The 20,001-nt window shown below is 63.1% G+C and carries 19 protein-coding genes; 6 read left to right on the forward strand and 13 right to left on the reverse strand.

What is annotated here, in order from left to right; all coding sequences use genetic code 11:
- Nucleotides 1-80: 80 nt before the first annotated feature.
- Complete coding sequence (gene arfB, locus SH412_RS24540; RefSeq protein WP_336520671.1) at nt 81-521, reverse strand: alternative ribosome rescue aminoacyl-tRNA hydrolase ArfB; 441 nt, start codon at nt 519-521, stop codon at nt 81-83.
- 200 nt (nt 522-721) lie between these two features.
- Here arfB and SH412_RS24545 point away from each other — a divergent pair, with 200 nt between their 5' ends.
- Nucleotides 722-1,993: a nickel pincer cofactor-dependent isomerase, group 22 gene (locus tag SH412_RS24545; protein WP_336520672.1), complete on the forward strand. Its 1,272-nt coding sequence runs from the start codon at nt 722-724 to the stop codon at nt 1,991-1,993.
- Nucleotides 1,994-2,022: 29 nt separating this feature from the next.
- Here the strand turns inward: SH412_RS24545 and SH412_RS24550 are convergent, their stop codons facing one another.
- The 6 genes from SH412_RS24550 to SH412_RS24575 form a co-directional block, all read right to left on the reverse strand.
- Entirely contained in the window at nt 2,023-2,904 is an 882-nt protein-coding gene (locus SH412_RS24550) for a TolB family protein (RefSeq protein ID WP_336520673.1), read from the reverse strand.
- 135 nt (nt 2,905-3,039) lie between these two features.
- Nucleotides 3,040-5,604 carry a serine/threonine protein kinase gene (locus tag SH412_RS24555; RefSeq protein WP_336520674.1) on the reverse strand — a complete coding sequence of 855 codons (2,565 nt, stop codon included), beginning with the start codon at nt 5,602-5,604 and terminating at the stop codon, nt 3,040-3,042.
- A gap of 338 nt (nt 5,605-5,942) precedes the next feature.
- Nucleotides 5,943-6,515, reverse strand: coding sequence for a CDP-alcohol phosphatidyltransferase family protein (locus tag SH412_RS24560; RefSeq protein WP_336520675.1), 573 nt, complete (start codon nt 6,513-6,515; stop codon nt 5,943-5,945).
- Between the two features lie 259 nt (nt 6,516-6,774).
- Entirely contained in the window at nt 6,775-8,043 is a 1,269-nt protein-coding gene (locus tag SH412_RS24565) for a Gfo/Idh/MocA family protein (RefSeq protein WP_336520676.1), read from the reverse strand.
- Nucleotides 8,044-8,302: 259 nt separating this feature from the next.
- Nucleotides 8,303-9,730: a UDPGP type 1 family protein gene (locus SH412_RS24570; RefSeq protein ID WP_336520677.1), complete on the reverse strand. Its 1,428-nt coding sequence runs from the start codon at nt 9,728-9,730 to the stop codon at nt 8,303-8,305.
- Nucleotides 9,731-10,066: 336 nt separating this feature from the next.
- Entirely contained in the window at nt 10,067-10,615 is a 549-nt protein-coding gene (locus tag SH412_RS24575) for a CAP domain-containing protein (protein WP_336520678.1), read from the reverse strand.
- A gap of 585 nt (nt 10,616-11,200) precedes the next feature.
- Between SH412_RS24575 and SH412_RS24580 the strand changes: the two genes are divergently transcribed.
- Complete coding sequence (locus tag SH412_RS24580) at nt 11,201-11,833, forward strand: 3-keto-disaccharide hydrolase (RefSeq protein ID WP_336520679.1); 633 nt, start codon at nt 11,201-11,203, stop codon at nt 11,831-11,833.
- A 198-nt stretch (nt 11,834-12,031) separates the two neighbouring features.
- On the opposite strand, the gene SH412_RS24585 is transcribed toward SH412_RS24580, so the two are convergent.
- The 3 genes from SH412_RS24585 to SH412_RS24595 form a co-directional block, all read right to left on the reverse strand.
- A complete protein-coding gene (locus tag SH412_RS24585; protein WP_336520680.1) occupies nt 12,032-13,495 on the reverse strand; it encodes a sulfatase in 1,464 nt (487 codons plus the stop codon).
- Between the two features lie 468 nt (nt 13,496-13,963).
- Nucleotides 13,964-14,266, reverse strand: a complete 303-nt coding sequence (locus SH412_RS24590) for a hypothetical protein (protein ID WP_336520681.1) — start codon at nt 14,264-14,266, stop codon at nt 13,964-13,966.
- A 176-nt stretch (nt 14,267-14,442) separates the two neighbouring features.
- Nucleotides 14,443-15,000 (reverse strand): helix-turn-helix domain-containing protein, encoded by a 558-nt coding sequence (locus SH412_RS24595; protein WP_336520682.1) that lies wholly within the window; start codon nt 14,998-15,000, stop codon nt 14,443-14,445.
- A 205-nt stretch (nt 15,001-15,205) separates the two neighbouring features.
- Here SH412_RS24595 and SH412_RS24600 point away from each other — a divergent pair, with 205 nt between their 5' ends.
- The 3 genes from SH412_RS24600 to SH412_RS24610 all read left to right on the forward strand — a co-directional run bounded on the left by SH412_RS24600 (nt 15,206) and on the right by SH412_RS24610 (nt 16,795).
- Nucleotides 15,206-15,397: a hypothetical protein gene (locus SH412_RS24600; protein ID WP_336520683.1), complete on the forward strand. Its 192-nt coding sequence runs from the start codon at nt 15,206-15,208 to the stop codon at nt 15,395-15,397.
- Complete coding sequence (locus tag SH412_RS24605) at nt 15,394-15,705, forward strand: transposase (protein WP_336520684.1); 312 nt, start codon at nt 15,394-15,396, stop codon at nt 15,703-15,705. Before SH412_RS24600 ends, SH412_RS24605 begins: the two co-directional genes overlap by 4 nt.
- Before the next feature lie 88 nt (nt 15,706-15,793).
- Nucleotides 15,794-16,795 (forward strand): Kelch repeat-containing protein, encoded by a 1,002-nt coding sequence (locus tag SH412_RS24610; protein WP_336520685.1) that lies wholly within the window; start codon nt 15,794-15,796, stop codon nt 16,793-16,795.
- A gap of 160 nt (nt 16,796-16,955) precedes the next feature.
- Here SH412_RS24610 and SH412_RS24615 read toward each other — a convergent pair whose 3' ends face one another.
- From SH412_RS24615 to SH412_RS24625, 3 genes are all read right to left on the reverse strand, one after another.
- Nucleotides 16,956-17,669, reverse strand: a complete 714-nt coding sequence (locus SH412_RS24615; RefSeq protein ID WP_336520686.1) for a platelet-activating factor acetylhydrolase IB subunit — start codon at nt 17,667-17,669, stop codon at nt 16,956-16,958.
- 78 nt (nt 17,670-17,747) lie between these two features.
- Nucleotides 17,748-18,089, reverse strand: a complete 342-nt coding sequence (locus SH412_RS24620; protein WP_336520687.1) for a hypothetical protein — start codon at nt 18,087-18,089, stop codon at nt 17,748-17,750.
- A gap of 147 nt (nt 18,090-18,236) precedes the next feature.
- Nucleotides 18,237-19,292 carry an Ldh family oxidoreductase gene (locus SH412_RS24625; protein WP_336520688.1) on the reverse strand — a complete coding sequence of 352 codons (1,056 nt, stop codon included), beginning with the start codon at nt 19,290-19,292 and terminating at the stop codon, nt 18,237-18,239.
- Nucleotides 19,293-19,696: 404 nt separating this feature from the next.
- On the opposite strand from SH412_RS24625, the gene SH412_RS24630 reads away from it, so the two are divergent.
- A complete protein-coding gene (locus SH412_RS24630) occupies nt 19,697-19,990 on the forward strand; it encodes a hypothetical protein (protein WP_336520689.1) in 294 nt (97 codons plus the stop codon).
- Nucleotides 19,991-20,001 lie beyond the last annotated feature (11 nt).

A 20,001-nucleotide genomic window follows, 5' to 3' on the forward strand; every position in this document is an offset into this window, starting at 1 on the left:
TCCGGTTCGCGAGGCTGGAACCGCGGGATTATAAGAAATGGCCGGCCGGTTTCACGAGAGTGAAAGGCATCAGCGGGAGCCTATTCGTCGCCGGATGGGCGTTTGCGGCCCTGTTTGACCTGTCCGCGGGCCTGTTTGCTGGCGACGCGACGGCGCTGCGAGGCCCGGCTGGGCTTCGTTTCCCGGCGGGGTTTGGGCGGAATCAGGACGGCGCGAATCATCGACTGCAGCCGGTCGAGGCAGGCCTGCAAATTCCGGGGCTGGTCGCGGTATTCGTCGCTGGCCAGTGCGATGATTCCCTCGGAACTGACCCGCGTCCCGAACTGGGCCAGAAACCGCTCCCGGACCGGTTCCGGGAGGGACGGCGAAGTGGTCACCGGCCATTCCAGCACGACCCGGGAGTTGACCTTGTTCACGTTCTGACCGCCCGGTCCCGAACTGCGCACCGCCTTCCAGCGGAACTCGTCCGCGGGAATCGTCAGTCGGCTGGAAATCACCAGGTCGGTCAGTCGCTCGGCCATAATGCTTCACACGCGTACGGCGTTCTCTCCTGCATCCGGGATCGCGAGCCCTCGACGATCGAGTCCCGCCACGCATAGACTCATGGAGATCCGACAGGTTCGCAATCCCGACCGGTCGGGATCCGAAAATTCCTCAGAAATTCCCGCTTGTGAGTTCGAGCCCCGCCGACGTTGCCGGCGGACCGCCCAGGATGCCCGCCATGACTGCTGCATTTCCCCGCATGATCCGCGTCCGGCAGAAGTTCCCCACGGACCGCGTGGAAGACATCCCGGGAGAAACCCGCCGGCAGCTTGAGACGCTGAACCTCGCCGGCCGGATCCGTCCCGGCCAGACCGTGGCCCTGACCGCCGGCAGCCGGGGAATCGCCAATATCGACGTGATCCTCAAAGCGATCGTCGTCCACCTGCAGGAGCTGGGAGCGAAGCCGTTCATCGTGCCGGCGATGGGCAGCCACGGCGGCGGCACGGCCGAAGGGCAGCGGGACATTCTCGCGGGCTACGGCGTCACCCCCGAACGGATGGGCTGCGAGATCAAGTCGTCGATGGAGACGGTGATCGTCGATCACACGCCGCACGGCGTGCCGGTCCACTTCGACAAATACGCCTCCGAGGCCGATCGCGTCTTCGTCTGCAACCGGGTGAAGCCGCATACGGGCTTCGTCGGCGCGATCGAATCCGGGCTGCACAAGATGATGCTGATCGGGCTGGGGAAGCACGAGGGGGCGAAGATCTACCACCGCGCCATTCTCGACCACAGCTTCATGGAGATCATCACCGCGGTCGGCGGATCGGTGCTGAAGAAGTGCCGGGTCGCGGGGGGCGTGGCAATCGTCGAAAACGCCTACGACGAAACCAAGCTCATCGAGGCCGTGCCGCCGGAGAAGTTCTTCGACCGGGAGCAGGAGCTGCTCAAGATCGCCGTCGAGTCGCTGCCGCGGCTGCCGTTCGTCGAAACGGACCTGCTGATCATCGACCGGATCGGAAAGAACATCAGCGGGACGGGCCTGGATACGAACGTGGTCGGCAGGAAATTCAGCGACCATGCGCCGACGGAGCGGGACACCGTCCGGGTCCGGCGGATCTTCGTGCGGGGCCTGACCGAGGAGACGCACGGCAATGCGACGGGGATCGGCATCGCCGAGTTCACGAACGAGCGGACGATCGCCCAGGTCGATCGCAAGAAGACGGGCATCAACTGCATCACGGGGCTCCATCCGTCGGCGGCGATGCTGCCGATCGCCTTCGACACCGATCGCGAATCGATTGACGCGGCCCTCCAGACCGTTGGCCTGGTCGAGCCGCCCGACGCGAAAGTCGTGCAGATCGCCGACACGCTGCACCTGGCGGAAGTGCTGGTGAGCGAAGCGTACCTGCCGGAACTGCGTCAGCGAACCGATCTGGAAATCGTGTCGGACCCGGAACCGATGGCCTTCGACGCGGCGGGAAATCTGCAGCCGGTGTCTGGGAGCTGAGTGCCGAACGACATCCGGTTCGGCTGGGGTTATTTCGACGACACGAAGTAGAGCGTCTTGCCGTCGCGGGACCAGCACGTGCCGGAGTTGTGGCGATCGGCAGGCTGCCCCTTCAGCGGCGTCGGTACTTCGTCGTCGTCCGGCCCGAACACGTAGATCGCTCCGGGCTGCGCCGCCGTCGCGCCGCGGGGAATCGTGATCCGCGTTCCGTCCGGCGACCAGCCGATGTCCGGGTTGAACCCCGCTCCGCTGCAGCGCACCTGCAGGTCGGGTTTGCCCCCCGTCGCCGAGACAATTGCGATGTCGTCGGAGCCGTTGAGGCGAACTCCCTTGAAACAGATTCGCTTTCCATCGGGAGACCACTTGAGGTTGTGCAGAATGCGGACGTAGGGCGAATTTCCGTCCGGAAACACGTCGTAGCCGATCTCCCGAATGAAGTCGTAGATCACAATGTTCCCTCCTTTGGCGTAGGCGGTCTTGAATCCGACGGGGGCGGCCTGAATCCCCCAGCCCTGGGCGTCGATCAGCCGGGCTTCGATTCCCTCAAACTGACGAATGCAGACGCCGGATTGCCCCTGTTGCCGCGTGTAGGCAATCCACTTTCCGTCGGACGACCACGTGGGCATCATTCCGAAGCCCAGATCGCGCACCGTTCCCGTCTCCACCTGCACAAACAGCAGATGGGCCTGGTTCAGGGTCTGCCCGTCCTTCCAGCCGTCCACGCCGATCCATTTGCCGTCCGGGGAAACCTCCGGCGAGTTGATCGTGGGATAGCCGTCGATGGCGGCAACTTTCCGGGCGTTCGTGCCGTCGGAATCCATCGCCCAGATTTCGATCCCCTGCCCCAGGGCGGCGCCGGTCCAACCGCACCCGAGCACAACAGCAGTCAGCAGCACAGGCAGACGCGGCATGGGAGCTCCTTGCGGACGTGGTGTTGAGACGGGAGAGACTTCGTAACGCCCGTTGGATTAGTTTCGAATTCAACAGCCCTTTCGAGGGAAAGGGCAGCCCCCTCTTTGAGACGTCTCATCGACTGAAATTGCGCCTTATTCACGCTTGCTGGCCGCTTCCGACGAGGTTTGATTGTGCTCATATGCGGGCCGAAGCTCACCGAAATCGCTGATCAGCAGGCAATCGGATTGCAGACGTCGAAATCCGTCAATTCCCGCCTGTGTCACGCGGGTTCCTCGGACATCCAACGCACGAAGCCCGATTGCAGATTTCAGGCGGAGCAGACCATGATCGGTCAGGTCGCCATTGACGAGTGACAGCGTCACCATCAACTGGTTGTCGGCGAGAGTTGCAGCCAGCGGATCGCAGTCGACTCCATCCACCGCGACAAAATAAGACTCGGTGTCTGCAAAACAGGTGAGCAGCGCCCGGTCGGCGGCGCTGAGTGTCACACCCTTGGGAATCGTGATCTGCGAAATGTTTCTTGGCCGCCCGTCGGAAAGGTCATCCATCGTGATCGGCTCGTGTCTGCCTCCAAGGTAGAATCCACCGAGTTCCACACCCATCGACAGGAGACGAAGCGCCGCAGACTTTCCTGGATCGTTGCCGATCGTGCGTGCCCGATCGCCATCACCAACGATGAGTCTAAAGTGCGGATTCGCCGACTGGATGATTTGCACAATCGCCGCGTCGGCCGAATCGCAGAATGGCAGTTGCAAGGTTCGCAACTGCGGAAAGCGGGTCAGCGGTTCGAGGCCCGGAACTGCTTCGCCCCAGACTTCGATTCGCCGGACGCGCGGCAAGTACTGCAGAAACCCCCATTGATCGTCAATCATTCCAGGATTCAGCGCCAGCGATCCAAGGATCGGCAGAACAGAACCGCTGGAAAACCCGGAGGTTCTGAAACTCGTTTCGCCGAGATTGAGCCACTGCAACGTCGACAACTTTGTAATCCGGGCCGCGGCGAGAGAGTCGATTCCGGTACCGCTGAGCGACAGGCGCTCCAGCCGCGAGGCCGCGGATAATCGATCCAGATCGGCGTTTAAAACGTCGCGGCACTGCGTGAGTGCGATTTCTCGCATCACGAATCGACGGGTCGGAAGCGAGTCTCTGACGCCGAAGCTGATCTTGCCGGAGCCGTCAACCGGTTCAACCATGCCAGAGCCTCCTTTCGACTGGACCCATTCGGCGAGCTTCCGCTCTTCGTCGAAGGCGATTGCCGCGGAATCCGGCGGCCTGGAGTCGCCGACTGTCGTTGAAGATGCGAGGGTGACGTCTTCCGTCCGACGACGGACGATGCGAAACAGGAGCATTCCGCCCCTGCGGACGAGCGGGTCCGCAGGGGAGTCAATCGCGAACTGATCGGAAATTGCGTCAGGTAATCGGATATCAACTCGCCCGGCTGGAACGGAGCGCTCATTCTGGCCGGATCCGACGTTCCAGTCGACCGAAGGGTGTTTACGATTGATGACCAGCGCGAGCCGTGTATTCGGCGGCAGGTCGTCGGGGGCCTCGACGATTACACGTCCCTCTCCGCCAATAACGGCAATCAGTGCCATCAGCAGCACTGCAAAGGCGCCGACCGCCGCGAGCGTCAAGCGTCGAATCCGGCGAACTTTGCCGGACGCATGGTTCGCCAGTTCAATACCTCCGACGACGCCTTGGAGCGTGCCCGGGGGAGATGTTTCCGCCAGGACCGTTGAACTCAGCGAGTTGAGAATCGTTGCCCGATCGCCGTCACTCGACACACCGTTGCTTCCGGAGGCGGCGGGCGGCATCAGGATCGCCAGGTCCGCTCCGGAGGCGAATGGCGTGAGTGCCTCCACGACGGCAAAGGGGATTTGCAGCCTGTCAACTGCGGATTTCGAAAGCATTCGATCAATGAGGTCCGAAAGCGCCGGCGGGCAATCGCTTCTCAGCGTTACGGCAGGCGGCGGCACGTAAGTGCCGACCGCGAGGAGCTTCTTCATCGTCGAGCCGAATTGAATCCCGGAGACCGGAATCTGGCCGGTGAGAAGTTTATAAAGTGTTGCTCCAAGGCTATAGATATCGGCACGAATGTCGACGGTATGAGAATCGCTGACCTGCTCCGGCGACATATAGTCGACCGTACCGACGATCTGACCAGTCGATGTCAGTTCTTCAGATCCCTTGCTGAGGGGATCGTCGAGCAGCGCCAGCCCGAGATCGAGGATCTTTACGGTCGGTGCTCCCCCGCTCTGCGGTACGGCGAGGATCAGATTGGACGGCTTGATATCACGATGCACGAGTCCGTGCTCATACACGTGCTGCAGTCCGATCGCCGCCTGCCGCACAAGTTCGCATGCCTCGCGAACTGGAAATTGTCCAACGCGCCTGGCGAGCGTTGCCAGATCCACTCCCTGAATCAGTTCCATAACGAGATAGTGCGTCCCGTCAACGTCGCCGGCGTCGAGTGCAGTCACGATGTTCGGATGATCCAGCTTGCCGACGGCCCGCATTTCGCGTTCGAACCGGTCCACTGCTTGCGAATCGTTCAGGCGGCCTGGCCGCAGCAGCTTGACTGCAACGAACTTGTTCAATCGGGTATGGCGGGCTTTATAAACCGTTCCCATTCCTCCCGTTCCCAGTTCGCCGATCAGTTCGTACTGCCCAAGCTGCGGAAGAGGATTGTCACTCACGTTCCAGTCCTTCGAATTGACGGTTTCCGCGACGCCGAACGGCGGAACGGACGATGCCGATCTGGAGACTCTCGTCGGCATCTGAGGAATTGACGCCGGGAGGCTCTCACCATCGAACGACAATGCAGGAAATGTGTGTGCGCCTGCAATGGCAGAGTGATTTCTGCGTACATTTACCTATTGATTGAAAGCCAATTGCGGCGACTCAAAAATCGAGTCTTTCCGCAACATTCTGCGACGAACGAACGATCTCAGCAGGGGCGACACAAGACTACTGGTGACAGCCCATTTCGAAGGACTGACGTGTTAGCGACACGATCGGCCGGGCGCGGCCGGCCCTACGCCCTCTCCGCCCGCCACTTCGCCAGCGACCACATTCCCACCACCGAGTAGTCGATCGCCGCATACAGGCTCAGGCCCCCGACGAACATCAGGGCCGAGAGCGAGCGATCGGGCCACGCGGCGGCCGCCAGCAGATACAGGAACTGCCCGGCCGTGGCCACTTTCCCCGAAAATCGCGGCCGCATCTGACCCAGCCGCGAACGGTCGAGAACCAGCACCAGGGCCGTCAGGCCCAGCACGGCGATGTCCCGCGCGGCGATCAGCAGCAGTTCGCTCCACGTCAGGCGCCCGTGCCAGAGGAACGTGCCGACCGCCGCCAGGACGAACGTCTTGTCGGCGACCGGATCGAGGAGCTGGCCGAACAGCGACGTCACCCGGAGCATCCGGCTGATCCAGCCGTCAATCAGATCCGTAATCCCGCCGAACAGCAGCCATCCCAGCCACCAGTCGCTCGGCACGAATGGAAACGCCATCCCGGCCAGCAGCCGGGCGACGGTGAGGGAGTTGGGAAACCACGCGATCCACGAGGGGGCGCTTTCACCCGGACTGCGCCCCTGCGAGTCGGTCATACGTTCGACTCCCAACTGGGTGGCTGGGGGCGAGTCTTCGAGTCCCCAGATTCTTGTCACATTGCTGGGGGCGGCCCAAAGCGGCCGACCCCAGCCACCCGGAACGATATTTCATTGGCGTTAACCAATCAGGGCGGGTGGCCGGGGCAGGAGCGTCTTCGCGATGCCCCGGTTCGTGATCAACTCTGTGAAGACCGGGGCTTCCCTTCGGTCCAGCACCGGCCACCCGACTCAGCTTGAAAACCGCCACCGCAATGCGTCAGACCGTCCCCTCGTAGAGCACCACGGGCTCAACCTTCCCCGGCCGATACAGCACCAGTCCGCCGTTTACGTCATTCACCCGCACGACGCAGTCCGGTTCGCCGGACACGTGGTGGTCCAGGATCGCTTCCAGCGCCTGGACCGCCGCGACCGTCTGACGGTCTGCTGCGAGGTCGTTGTACCCGAGTTTCTGCATCGCCGCGAGCCGCTCCCCCCGTTCCGCCTTCGGACCGGCGTACTCGACGAACGCCGCCTCCCGGGCGAAGCGTTCGAGGACTTCGATCCCGTAACCGCGCTGCGATCTCTCGCCCCACGGTTCCACGAACGTCCCGTTGTAGTGGTTGTTCATGGTGGTCTTCATCTTCGTCGGCGTCAGCCCCTCGACGGTGCACTCGACGCCCCGCTTGCGGCTGTGGCCGTTCCAGACGCCGTTGTCGAAGCGGAACTGCACTTCCTGCTCGACGTAGCCAGGGAAATTGTCCGGCGTAACCCACGACGTATGAATATCGAACGCCGCTTCCCGGCCGTCATCGTATTCGTAGATCATCCGCATCTGGTTCGTATCCCAGGTGGGACCGTCCTTCGGACCGACGAGGCCGCGCTGGCCGGTCGCGGTGATCGTCTTCAGGCGGCCGCCGAACGTGAAGTCGATCAGCTTGATGTAATGGACCGCGACGTAGGTGCCGGGGTTGCGGCCGATGATCCACTCGGCGAACTGGCCGCCGGAGATTGACTTCGGTTCGAGCAGCGAGCAGTACCCGGTATTGACGTGCTGCAGCACATTGTCGTGAACGAGGGTCCGCAGCTTCTTGTGATCGGGATCGAGCAGCTTGTGATAGACGGCCTTGGCAAGGACGTTCTTCCGTTTCGCCAGCGCGATCAGGGAATCGAGCTCCTGCAACTTCAGCACCGAGGGCTTTTCGACGAGCAGGTGGCAGCCCGCTTCGAGCACCTTCATTGAGGCCTCGAAGTGGCGGTTGTCGGGCGTGGCAACGCAGGCGAAGTCGACCCCCGCGGCGAGCATCTGGTCGACCGAGTCGTCCCCCTTGAAGCTGACAAACGGATGGACTTTTTCACCCGCGGCCGTGCGATAGGCTTCCGCCCGTTTGCCGGTCTTCGATGCCATCGCCACGAGCGGGACGGAGACGTCCCCGAAGCGGCGGTCGAACAGCCCTTCGCGGTGCGTCCGCTCGAAGAAGGGGCGGTAGGTTTCGTCGAAGATCATGCCGACGCCGACCATGCCGGCGCGAAGGGTAGGTGCAGTCATCGACACAAAGACTCCCGCAGGCGTGCTCGGTCCACTCAAACGGCTTCCAGCCGGATCAACCCGCTCCTATCTAGACGGATTCGGCAGGAGATTCAACGATGAACGCCGGGGGGAGTAGGAAATGTCGAATGACGAAGGCGGAATGTCGAATGAAAAGCAGTCGAGAGACGAGAGTCCAGAGTCGAGAGCCTGGCAATGGCAGGTTCCGCACTCCTCCTGCGATAAGCGATCCGCGATAAGCCCCTTTTCCGGCTATTCGCTACTCGCTCTCCCCCAAGTACAACGGCTCCCGGATCACCTTCCCCGCCAGTCCCCGGCCCTGCAGGTCGCCGGCCTCCAGCGCGGCCAGCGGGCTGATTTCGACCGGAACGTCATCGGCCACCTCCGCCCCTGCGGCGCGCAACCAGGAGCGGTGCAGCGCCTGCAGAGCGCCTCGGGCCGTTTCGGGAGAATCGAATCCTTCGCGGTTCTTGACGGGATTGAACTCGACGACCCGGTCGGCCTCGACGATCAGCGCCCGCTGAGCCAGCGGCAGCACGTCGAAGATGAATCGCTCGAACTTGTAGGCATTCGGCTTCGCAGGCGTCGTGGCCCCCTGTTCCGGATGCCAGTGGGGCACCGCTTTGTGGCCCAGGTGAAACGGCAGGCTGTCGGCATCCCGCACGACACGCTCCAGAAACTCCCGCTGGAAAGCGTGAATCGCCGTGCTCCCGGCCCAGATCCGCAGCTTGCCGGCCTCGTCAACCTGGGCCGCAATCTCGGCCGGCAGGTCGCTGTACTCGATGATCTGCGTCCGGCCGTCGATCGAAACGGCCACGCCCATCTTTTCTTCGGCCGAGCGCTTGGCGACGACTTTCGTCGAGACTTCCGACTCGCGCAGCACGTGCCAGCCCAGAAACGCCGGGTCGCAGAGGATCGACGTCGCGTTGTCGACCTGGTGGTAATACAGCGTTTCGATCCCCTGCTCGCCCCATTCTGCCAGCAGGCCGGAACTTTCGAGGGCCGCCAGCAGGCCGCCGTGACCGTCCGGGCTCAGCGCCAGGCGTCCCGGTTCGGACATGAGCGCCTGCCCCGAGGCCGTCTCGACGGCGGGCATGTTCCCCTGCTTGAAGAAACGGACCTGGTCCGGGGCGAGCCCGAAGTTCTGGTGCTGCTTGAAGTACGCCACAGTCTCGTCGTGGGTGGCGTCGCTGGTCATCACGGCGTAAGGAATGTCGTATCCCGCCCGCTGGCTGCGGGCCCGGATCTGCTCGCAGAAGAGTTGAAACAGAGTCTTGTGGCTGAGCGGTCCGACCGGAAACATCCCCTTGGGATGATCGAAACCGAGCCGGGTCCCCTGCCCCCCCGCGACGACGATGGCGGCGACGCGCCGGGATTTCAGCAGCTCTTCGCCGGCGCTGCGGGCTTGTCGCCAGTCCGCCAGCGCGGCCGCATCGCTCGCCTCGGGAAGTCGCACCAGTTCGGCGGGGGGCTGAATCCGGCGGGCCAGCTCGACCGGCGATTCTCCGCCGGCGCCGGTTCCCGTGGACAATGCTGTGAACAGGCGGCCAACGCGATCCCAGTCGATGGAACGGATCTCGTCCAGGAACTGTGCCCGGCTCGCGGCCGGCAGGTGTGCCGCCGCTTCCAGCAGATGCAACTGGCTGGAACGGGACAGGATTTCGTGGAGGGTGTCGTTGGTCGTCATTCCGGTCTCGAAAACGCTGGGGAACGCGGCGCCCGCTCGCAACCACACAGGGAACCGACGGGGAGCGAGTCTCTCGCGGTCGTGCGCAAAACAGGAGATCTGCCTGTCCGACTGGAAGCTTAGTCTCTTTTCGGGCTGTCAGAAAACGATGAAGGCGAGGCCGCGGAACGATTTCCACAACCTCGCCAGCATCAGTCGACCCACGCGCACGGTGAATCGCCTCAGCGCCCCCAGCCAGTTGCCTCCGCTCATCCCCATGAACGGTGTACCGGCATGCGCCTCAGCGACCAACCTTCCTCATTTCAACGACTTCCGGTTCATCGCCGGACAGCTCCTCTAGCGGAACACGCCCACCCAGTACGGCGTGCCATTGAAGTTCTGGTAGCCGAAGCCCACTTCGCTGCCGCTGAGCATGATCCCGTGATGAGCTGGGGAGTAAATCCAGCCCTGGATCGCAGCCTCGGCGGAGCCGGGTCCGGCGAAAATGATCTCCATGTAAGGGAGATTGCTGTGCGTGTAGACGCCTGTGCTGGCCATCCAGGTGGCGTGCTGCTGGGCACTGGCGCACATGTGCGGGTTGATCCGCACCGGGGCCAGCCCGTACTGAGCACGATGAGCGTTCGTCAATTGGACGAGCTTCTGGATCGTCGGGTGCTGCACCAGGGCAGCATGAGGATCGGCCGGCTTCGCAGCGGGCTTGGCCTCGGCAGGCGGTTTCACGGCAGCGGGGTCCGGCTTCGCTGCGGCCGCTTCAATCGCAGCCAGAGCGGATGCCGGCAAAGAATCGACGCCCATCTGGAGCGGGCCCTCGGCTCGGAGTGCCGAGACTGCCAGCAGGCAGACCGTCCCCAGCGTCGCGATTCTCAGCGTTCCGTACTTCGTCATTCTGTGCCTCCATGAGATCTGGTCACCCTCCGTGGTGACGCTGTGCTTGCGGACTGGGCCGTCCCTCTGACGGCTTCCGCGGCAGACACGGTAAGCCACGGAAACTTTGCGGGGCAAGTGTGCGAATGAAATGTGATCTCAAGTTCAGTTGACACGATTTTGGCGATTGATCTGGCAAAGGGCATGCACGGCGGTACCGAAGCCTGGTTCCGAAGGCATCAAACTCGTCAGATTTGCCAGAAAACGGTGTAAAAATGGCAACATTCGGCGGGTTAAGACCGTGGCGGCCCCGCAACGGGAAATGTGGCACTCGGGCATCATTGGGGGGGCTGTACCAGTTCGCCGGAGCGATTCAGACGCCGAAACCAGCCCGTCGCGTCGTTATCGTTTTGAGTTTCCGTCGCGCCAACGGTCGCCCGGTCGGAACAAAAGTTCCCCTCGCGACCGATCATCGCGGAATTCCGATGCGACCATTTACACCCGTCGGGGAGTCGGACACACTTGGAGGAAACTTGGGAAAGCACCGCCTGCGCGACGGTCCTGGCGGCATCCTGGAACTCCTCCTCTGTGTAAGGCCCCGAGCCCATGCTGCGCACCTGTTTTGCCACACTGTTAACTGTGGCCACCGCCGCCGTCGGTTTTGCCGCCGAAGGCCCCGAGGCCGGATTCGTCAGCCTGTTTGACGGAAAGACCCTCAAGGGCTGGAAGATCAACGAGAATCCCGACGCCTGGAAGATCGAGGACGGGGCCATCCGCGCCAACGGCGACCGCAGCCACCTCTTCTACGTCGGCGACGACAAGCCCTTCAAGAACTTCGAGCTCCGCGTCGACGTGCTGACGAAGAAGAACAGCAACGGCGGCATCTACTTCCACACGAAGTACCAGGACGAGGGCTGGCCGAAGTACGGCTTCGAGTGCCAGGTCAACAACTCGTACGAGAAAGACCCCCGCAAGACGGCCAGTCTCTACGCGGTCAAGGACTGCCTCGACGTTCACGTCAAAGACGACGTCTGGTACACCGAGACGATTATCGTCCAGGGCAAGCACATCATCACCAAGATCAACGACAAGGTCGTCATCGACTACACCGAACCGGCCGACGCCAAGGCAGGCGACGACTTCACCCGCGTCGTCGACGAAGGGACCTTCGCCCTCCAGGCCCACGACCCCGGCAGCACCGTCTACTTCAAGAACATCCGCGTCAAACGCCTCCCGTAACCGCCGCGGGCGGACTGTGCCGACTCAGACATGGGTTGGGGCGTGGATGCCGCATTCGGCGGCGATGGAAGACGGGACGGGTGGCACGCCTTGAATCTGCGAAGGGCATGTCCTCGGACGCCGAAACATCACGAAAGGGCTCCCGGGAATTCGTTCCCGGGAGCCCTTTCTTGTTCGCGGTTGCGGTCCGAGGGAGGCTTACCGCTCCAGCTCCGACGGCACGATCTTTTCGCCTTCCCAGATCCAGTCATTCCCCTTTCGCTCCAGCAGGCGGTGGGCGCTGCCGGGCACGGCCGGCTGGTCGATCTGCGGAAGCCAGCGCTGGTGGTCGCGGATCACCTCCGCATACTGCGGGTTGCGGGCCAGGTTGGTCCATTCGTTCGGATCCTGCTGCATGTCATACAGCTCTTCGGAGCCGTCGGCATAGCGGATATACCGCCACTGCCGGCTGCGGATCGTGTGGTTCCCTTGGTTGTGGCTGGTGATGGCGGGCCAGTAACGGGGCGTCGCGGCGTGTTCGAGCTGGGGCTTCAGGCTTTGACCCTCCAGTCCGCCGCGCGCAGGCAGCCCGCACAGGTCGATCAGCGTCGGGTAGACGTCGAGCAGTTCGGCCGGTTCCGCACAGCGGCTGCCGGGCGTCACTCCCGGTCCGGCGAAGATCAGCGGGACGCGGGTCGAGCGCTCCCACAGCGTGTTCTTGCCGGTGATCCCCTTTTCCCCCAAGTGCCAGCCATGATCGGACCAGAGGCAGATGATCGTGTTGTCGGCCTTGCCCGTCGCTTCGAGAGCGGCGATCACCCGGCCGATCTGCGAATCCATGAAGCTGGTCGAGGCCAGGTAGGATTGGACGAGATCCCGCCAGTGACCGACCCGTTTGAGTTTCGAGAGCCGGGGCTCGGGGAGCTTCCAATGCAGATACCAGGCGAAGTCCGGCACGTCAGCCCGGTCGTCGTCTTTGACGGGAGGCATCTGCAGCGTGGCGTCGGGATACAGATCGGACCAGGGCTGCGACGCAAAGCAGGGGACGTGCGGCAGGCGGAAGCCGGCGGCGATGAAGAACGGCTTGCCGGCGGGGGCGGTCTTGAGCTGTTCGATGGCGGCGTCCGCAATCTTCCAGTCGGCCTGCTGCTTGTCGTCCGCGGGGAAGACGCCCCAGTCCATCGCCGGGTGATCGCCGACGCCCTCGGCGAGTTTCTTCGGCGGCCTGGGCATGCCGGGGGCGATGCCCCAGACGTCAACTTCTTTCGGGCGATCGGCCGGCTTGATCGAACCGTCGTGATAGATCTTGCCAAAGACTGCTGTGAAGTACCCCTCATTACGGAAGTACTGAGGGAGCGTGACGGTGTGCTGGAGCGCCGCGACATCCCGCATGCCGGGGGCGAGGGTGTAGACGCCGGTCGTCGTCGGCCGGAGCCCTGTCAGCAGACTCGTGCGCGACGGATTGCAGAGGGGCGACTGGCAGTGGGCGTTGGTGAAGAGTGTTCCGCGGGCGGCCAAGGCGTCCATGTGGGGCGTCTTGACCTGCGGATGCCCGCCGAGACAGCCGACCCAGTCATTGAGATCGTCGATGGCGATCATCAGGACGTTGGGGCGGTCGGCGGCGCTGAGGGGCAGAACGGCGAGGGAGGCCAGCAGCAGGGCCGCGGCGAAGGTCACTCTCATGGTGCAACTCCGGTTGTGGGATCGCCGATGATCCGGAATGGTCTGGCGTCGCCTTCCCCCCGGCCGGCGGAAAGATGAGGGTCTCAATCCGCGACCACGAATGTGAGGCGCGCCGACTATTCTCCGTGGATGGCACTTTGACATCTTCGAAGACCCTCACCCTGGCCCTCTCCCACTGAGGACAGCGGGAGAGGGGACAAGACGAAAAGACGGACTGTTCCAGAATCGATGCCGGTGATTCAGGGTGAGGCGATGATACCATTGCTTCGGACGGCGCGTCCGGCCCGCGGCGGCGGCATCGCGATGTGCGCGGTCTCCTGCCGTGACGTCGGATCGAGCACTGGTCCGATCGTCTGGATGAAGGGCCGCGGAAGTTTTGCGACGTTTCCTGTGCCGGCGCTGGAAAACGAAGCAGCCCCGCATCGACGACGCGGGGCTGCTCTCAGCATTGCCGGAGACCGGAAGGGACTATTCTTCCTTCTTCTCTTCGGGCTTGGCTTCAGCCGGAGCTTCTTCCTTTTTCTCCTCGGCGGGAGCGGCTTCTTCCTTCTTTTCTTCAGCCGCAGCCGGCTTTTCTTCGGCGGCAGGCTTTTCTTCGGCCGCGGCCGGGACTTCCGCCCCTCCGCCCAGCGTCGAACCGCCACCGGCGGGAGCCGTTTTCTTGGCGTCGCCGCCGCTCGAGGCCGGCTTGGACTGCTCGGCACAGCCCGCGGCGCCGAGTGACAACGCCATGGCGGTCAGCAGCGAGCAGGCCAGATGCAACTTACGCATGGAATTCTTTCCTCGTCTAACCCCAGTCTGCAGAAGGCATTCTTCGGCGACCCCACAGCCAGCCGAGGCCCGTCTTCTGCAATTCACCGGCGACCAGCAGGCCGCCGGACCCAGCTTCATTACAGTCCTCAAAACTCGGGAATGCAACAGCCGGCCCGGAAAGTGAGTGCAGGCGTTCACAGTTCTTCGACTTTGGCTGACGATTCTGCGGGTAAAACGACTCGCTCATAGAGACCACGGATCATCGCGGTCGCCGCTTCGCCGAGGTGGGTTTCCAGGACGACTTCCAATTGGCGGATCAGTTCTCGTTTCTCCTGCAAGCGGGCGACCTGCGTCAGGACACCCTCTTCGGTCAGCGCGCCGCCGGTGCCGAATACGGAATGCAATTCCTCCCAGTCCGTCGAGGTCAGGTTTGCGAAGATCTCGGGGTAGCGACCGGCAACCGCCTGGACTTCCGGATTCGTCGCCCGGTCGAACGCGCTGGCGGCGTTCCGGTCGTCATCCCACCAGGCCGGCGGAAGGCCCAGGGCCTGGCTGACTTTTCCGACGGTCGACGGTCGGGGTTCCGGGCCTTTGCCGTTTTCGAGTTGCGACAGGGTGGTCCGCGAGATTCCTGCCTCGCGCGCCAGCCGCGACTGGTCCCAGCCGCGGTGCGCGCGCTGTTCCCGAATCTTCTGTCCCAGCAGGGGTTGTGGCGATTCATCGCCGGGGGAAACGGAGGGCTGCGCGGACATGGTCGATTCCTGCGAACAGCGACTTCCACAAAAATTGAACAAAAGTGGACATTTCCATTGAACGCCGCTGCGATCCAGTGTACGTTCACGTGGACTTTCTTGCAAGGCTTTCCATGGAAAAGTGCCGAAGTTCGCTTTTGTTCGTTTTGAGTCCGGTTTCCCCGTCATTCGCTCGAAGAGGCCCCCATCATGCAAGGCGCCACCCATGACCGACGAAATCCGCAAGCAGATCTCCCTCTTTCTCCCGGTTTCCGACTGGAGAATTCTGCGGCTGGAAGCCGCTCGCCGGCGACTTCCCATCACGGAACTTTGCCGGCAATGGATGCGGCCGCACATGGACAAACTCCGTCGTCAGCGGGCGGCGCGCTGGGAGCTGGAGTCTCCCGACGCGGGATGACGGCGGCGAATTCCTGGTCGCGCCGGAGCTATCCGAGCGACCTGACACATTCGCAGTGGTATCGGATTGCTCCGTTGCTCGAACGCGGACGGGGATCCGGACGGCCATTGCAATTGCCGCCGCGCGAGGTCGTCAACGCCATCAACTACCGCTGGACGACGGGTTGCTCCTGGCGGATGCTGCCCCACGATTTGCCGCGCTGGGAGGCGGTTTATGCCCACTTTCGCCGCTGGCAAAGAAACGGCACGCTGAAACGGCTCCGTGAAGAACTGACGCGTCCCGTGCGAATGCGGCGAGGCCAATCGTAAACGCCCGCTGGCGACATGCCTCTCGCGGCGGTACAGGTAGTGCATCGAGATCTTTCGTTCTCCCTCAGCGTTCCTGGAAGGCCCGACGATGAAGCTGCCGTTCGCCGCCCTGATACTTTCCACTCTCGTCATCAATCCTGGCTGGAGCCAGGAGGTTGAGACCGGACCCGACTGGGTGCGCGTCGCCGAGCGCGCCGACTGGCAGGCTCGGGATTCGCAGGGAGAGTTGGTTTACAAGGATCGACTGTGGATCTTCGGCGGCTGGTTTCAGTCGTTCGAAGCGCCGCCGCGAGACGTCTGGTCTTCGGCCGACGGCAAGACCTGGAATCTGGTCGCGAAGGAAGCGCCGTGGAAGCACAGCGACCTGCCGATGACGGTCGTCCACAACGATCGCATGTGGCTCATGGGAGGCTGGTACAACGGCCGGTTGCCCGGCCACGAAGCCAGTCACGAGGTCTGGTCGTCGACCGATGGCGCGAAATGGGAGCTGGCGACGCCCCATGCGGACTGGACGCCCCGACTCGCCGCGGGGCTGGTGGAGTTCAAGGGCCGGATGTGGCTGCTGGGCGGGATCGAGAACTACTATTTCGGCGATGCGAAGAGCCTGAAGAACGATGTCTGGTCATCGGCAGACGGCAAGTCCTGGGAGCTGGCGACGGCGGACGCGGGGTGGTCGCCGCGAGCGTACCATCAGGCATTGGTCTTCAACGACCGCATCTACGTCTTCGGGGGGGGCAACTATGTGCCCGAGTATCATGCGAAGAACGACGTCTGGAGCTCCGCCGACGGCGTCCACTGGCGGGAAGAAACGGCCTCCGCCGGCTGGTCGCCCCGCCTGTGGTTTTCGTCGGCGGTCTATCGGGACCGGATCTGGGTCGTCGGGGGCTGGTCGAACAATCCCGCACGCAACCAGGGCGACGTCTGGTCCTCGCGCGACGGCAAGACCTGGACCCAGCTCAAGTCGAACGTGATCTGGAAAGAACGTCACGAACATTCGTTGTTCGTGTTTCAGGACAAGCTCTGGCTCGCCGGCGGCCACGCCCAGCCGCTCAGCAATGAGGTCTGGACGCTGGAGCTGCCGAAGGAATAGAGGGGAGCGGAAAGCTCAAAGCCGAAAGCGGAGAGCCAGAGAAGACTGCGATCGGACGCAGATCCCCTCTGGCTCTTTTCTTTACACTCTCGTTTTTCGACCGACTTCCTTTCGACATTCCGCCTTCGACATTTCTGGGCGTGACGAGAGATCTTCCCGACTATTTCTTCTCGTCCATCATCCGGGCGACGTGCTCTTCGATGGCATCGGCCCAGATCTGGTAGCTCTTGGGGTTGAGGTGCAGCAGGTCGGGCATGATCTCCCTGCTCAGCGTCCCGTCTTCCGCGAGGAACTTCGGGCCGATGTCGAGGTATTCGATCGTCTTGCCGTCGGCGAGCTTCGCCACGATGGCGTTGGTCTTCTCATTGACCTGGCGCTTGGCGTCGTTGTTGTCGGCCCCGCGGGGAAAGACCGCCAGCAGCAGGATCTTCGTCTCCGGCAGCGCGGTCCGGAGCTTGTTGACGATGGCGGTCGTCCCCTCGGCGATCTGCTCCGGGGTATTGGTCCCCGAGTTGTTGGTGCCGATCATGATCACCGCCAGCTTCGGGTGAATCCCCGCGATGTTGCCGTTGTCCAGCCGCCACAGAACGTGCTGGGTCCGGTCGCCGCCGATCCCCAGGTTGACGGCATTTCGGGGCGTGTAGTGCTTCGCCCAGACGTCTTTGCCGGCCCCTTCCCAGCCTTGAGTGATCGAGTCGCCGATAAAGATCAGATCGACGTTCCCCTGTTTGACCCGTTCATTGAACGACTCGTGCCGCTTCATCCAGCCCCCGTCGCGGGGAACCGGCTTCACGGCGTCGTTTTCCTGGGCGTGAATCGCACCCGCGGTGACGAACGCGGCAACGGTGCAGAGCAGAGCAGTCCAGCGGCGCATCAGGCATTCTCCTTGAGGTTGATCAGACAGGTGCGGGCGATTCCCGCAGCCTTCGACTCACAGGGCATTCTCGATCACTTAAGGCAGCCGTTCGGACTTCTTCCGTCCGACGCGGTTCTGCCAGAACAGCCGGTCCTGCGTGGCCACGCCCTGTCGCAGGGCGCATTGCAGGCAGTATTTCTCGTCGTCGCGCTGCAGGTAGATTTCGCCGTTCAGAATCAGGTGGAAATAGTCCTGCCCCGGCGCTTTGGAATAGCAGTAGATCCGCTCCGAATCGTATTTTACGTGGGCCTGCCACGCGTCCGGATCGCAGGCATACAGGCGGACGTCGGGAACTTCATCGACCGCCGGCGGCGGTTCGGCGGGTTGCGGCGCCGCCGGGCCGTCTGACATCACCAGTTCGTCATCGTCGTTGGACATGGCGGCAGCTCCGGTCTGGCGAGCGAGTAGCGAGTAGGGAATAGCGAATCGCCAGAGGCGGGGAGCTTATCGCAAATCGCTTGTCGCTGATCGCCAGAGTGGGGACGGGGCAAAGCGCTATCCTGTCTGGCTCTGGTCTCTCGACTCCTATACCGCCGGAACTGGTACGTTGAGCTGTGCGGCCAGTTCCGTCAGGGCTTTCCAGTTGCCGTCGTCCAGCGGGATGCCGTGGACCTTCCGACCTTCCATCGTGCGTCGTTCCGGATCGCCGGGCAGGAAGACCTCTTTCACGCCGTCGATCAGCGGCACGCTGCGGACATAGGCTTCGAGCGCCTTCGCTTCCTGCAGCAGGTGGTTCGATCCGCCGAAGAACTCCGGATTGATGACGAGGAACCAGGCGCAGTTGCCGATTGGAGGCGGCGGATTCGGATAGGAACATTGTCCGCCGGACATTCCGCCGCAGAGCATCTCGATCATGTAGGCCAGACCGAAGCCTTTGTAGCCCTGGTCGCCTCCGAGCGGAAGGATCGTCCCCGGAGGATCGCCGTAGAGCTGGTTGGGATCGGTCGTTGGCTTACCGTCCGGATCGAGCACCCAGCCGAGCGGAATCTGCTGGCCGGCGATCTTCTTGACGCGGACTTTTCCCTCGGCGGTGGCGCTGGTGCCGATGTCGAACACGAACGGTCCTGCTTCTCCGCCCGGCATGCCGATACAGATCGGATTCGTTCCCAGTCGCGGGCGTTTGCCGCCGACCGGCGCCACGCGCTGGGCGGCTCCGTGCGTGTTGGCGCAGATCATCGCGGCAAATCCGCGAGCGGCGGCCATTTCGGCGTATTCGCCCAGCCGGCCGATGTGCGACGAGTGCTTGAGCGTGCCGCAGGCGATCGCGGCGGTCTCGCATTTTTCGATCAGCCGGCGGGTCAGATCCTGGGCGAGGACCTGCCCCATGCCCCATTGTCCATCGGCAACGATCGAACAGGCGGATTCCTTTTCGATCTTGAGTTTCGCCGCCGGGTTGAGGGCGCCGTCTTTGACCCGCCCGATGTAGAACGGCACGCGCATCACGCCGTGAGAATCGTGGCCGCGCAGATTCGCCTGGACGAGGCTGTCGGCGACGATGTGAGCGTGTTCGGGGGGGAGGCCGGCGGCGAGAAACAGGGCCTCGGTGAACTCCAGCAATCGCGATTCACTCAGGACGGGCACAGGGAATTCTCCGGGGGGTGGAAACTTTGCAGAAACGGGTTCGGCAGGAGGCCGCATCATACCGCAGAGTCCGCAGAGACGGCACTGCCGGCAGACTCTGCCGCGATGAATTCTCCGGAAGCCTGCCGATGGAAACTTGAAGGCGGCGGCAGAGAATTCTCCCGTGGTCGCGGCGAACTTCGCGGGTTCCCGGGGAGGCCCGGGGAGCGGCCCGGAATTCCAGAACTTGACTCAAGTTAGCGTTGTGATGGTTGGCGGGATGCGATGGATCGCAGCCTCCTTGCCGGAGGTGTGGAGCGCGGGATTTTTCGTCGCAGGTTCGCGAGGCGGTTTGCCGATCAACCAAGCCTGCCGAATCTGAAACTCTCGTCGAGCCCCATTGCCCCTTGCATGAAAGACCGTTGATGACCGAGTCGACCGGCAGCGTCCGCACGTTGGGAGAGTTGCGCGACTACGTTCACCACATGCTGTGCCGCCACGAAAACCTCGTGGCCGATCAGTTCCAACTGCAGGAGGTTCCGCTGCTTCGCAAAGGCCAGACCTGCGGTCTGCAGTTCGTCCTGCACGGTCCCCGCCAGGTTCGCCTGGGAGCCGTCTGGGCCGTCGATCAGAACCACGTTTTCTACTACGACGCCCGCGGCGAACGCTTCCACAAAGAAACACTCGCCCACCCGATCGAACTCCCCGAAGCGGCCTAGCCGGCCGGGGC

It is taken from the genome of Planctellipticum variicoloris (genome assembly GCF_030622045.1).
GTDB classification, from domain to species: Bacteria; Planctomycetota; Planctomycetia; order Planctomycetales; family Planctomycetaceae; genus Planctellipticum; species Planctellipticum variicoloris.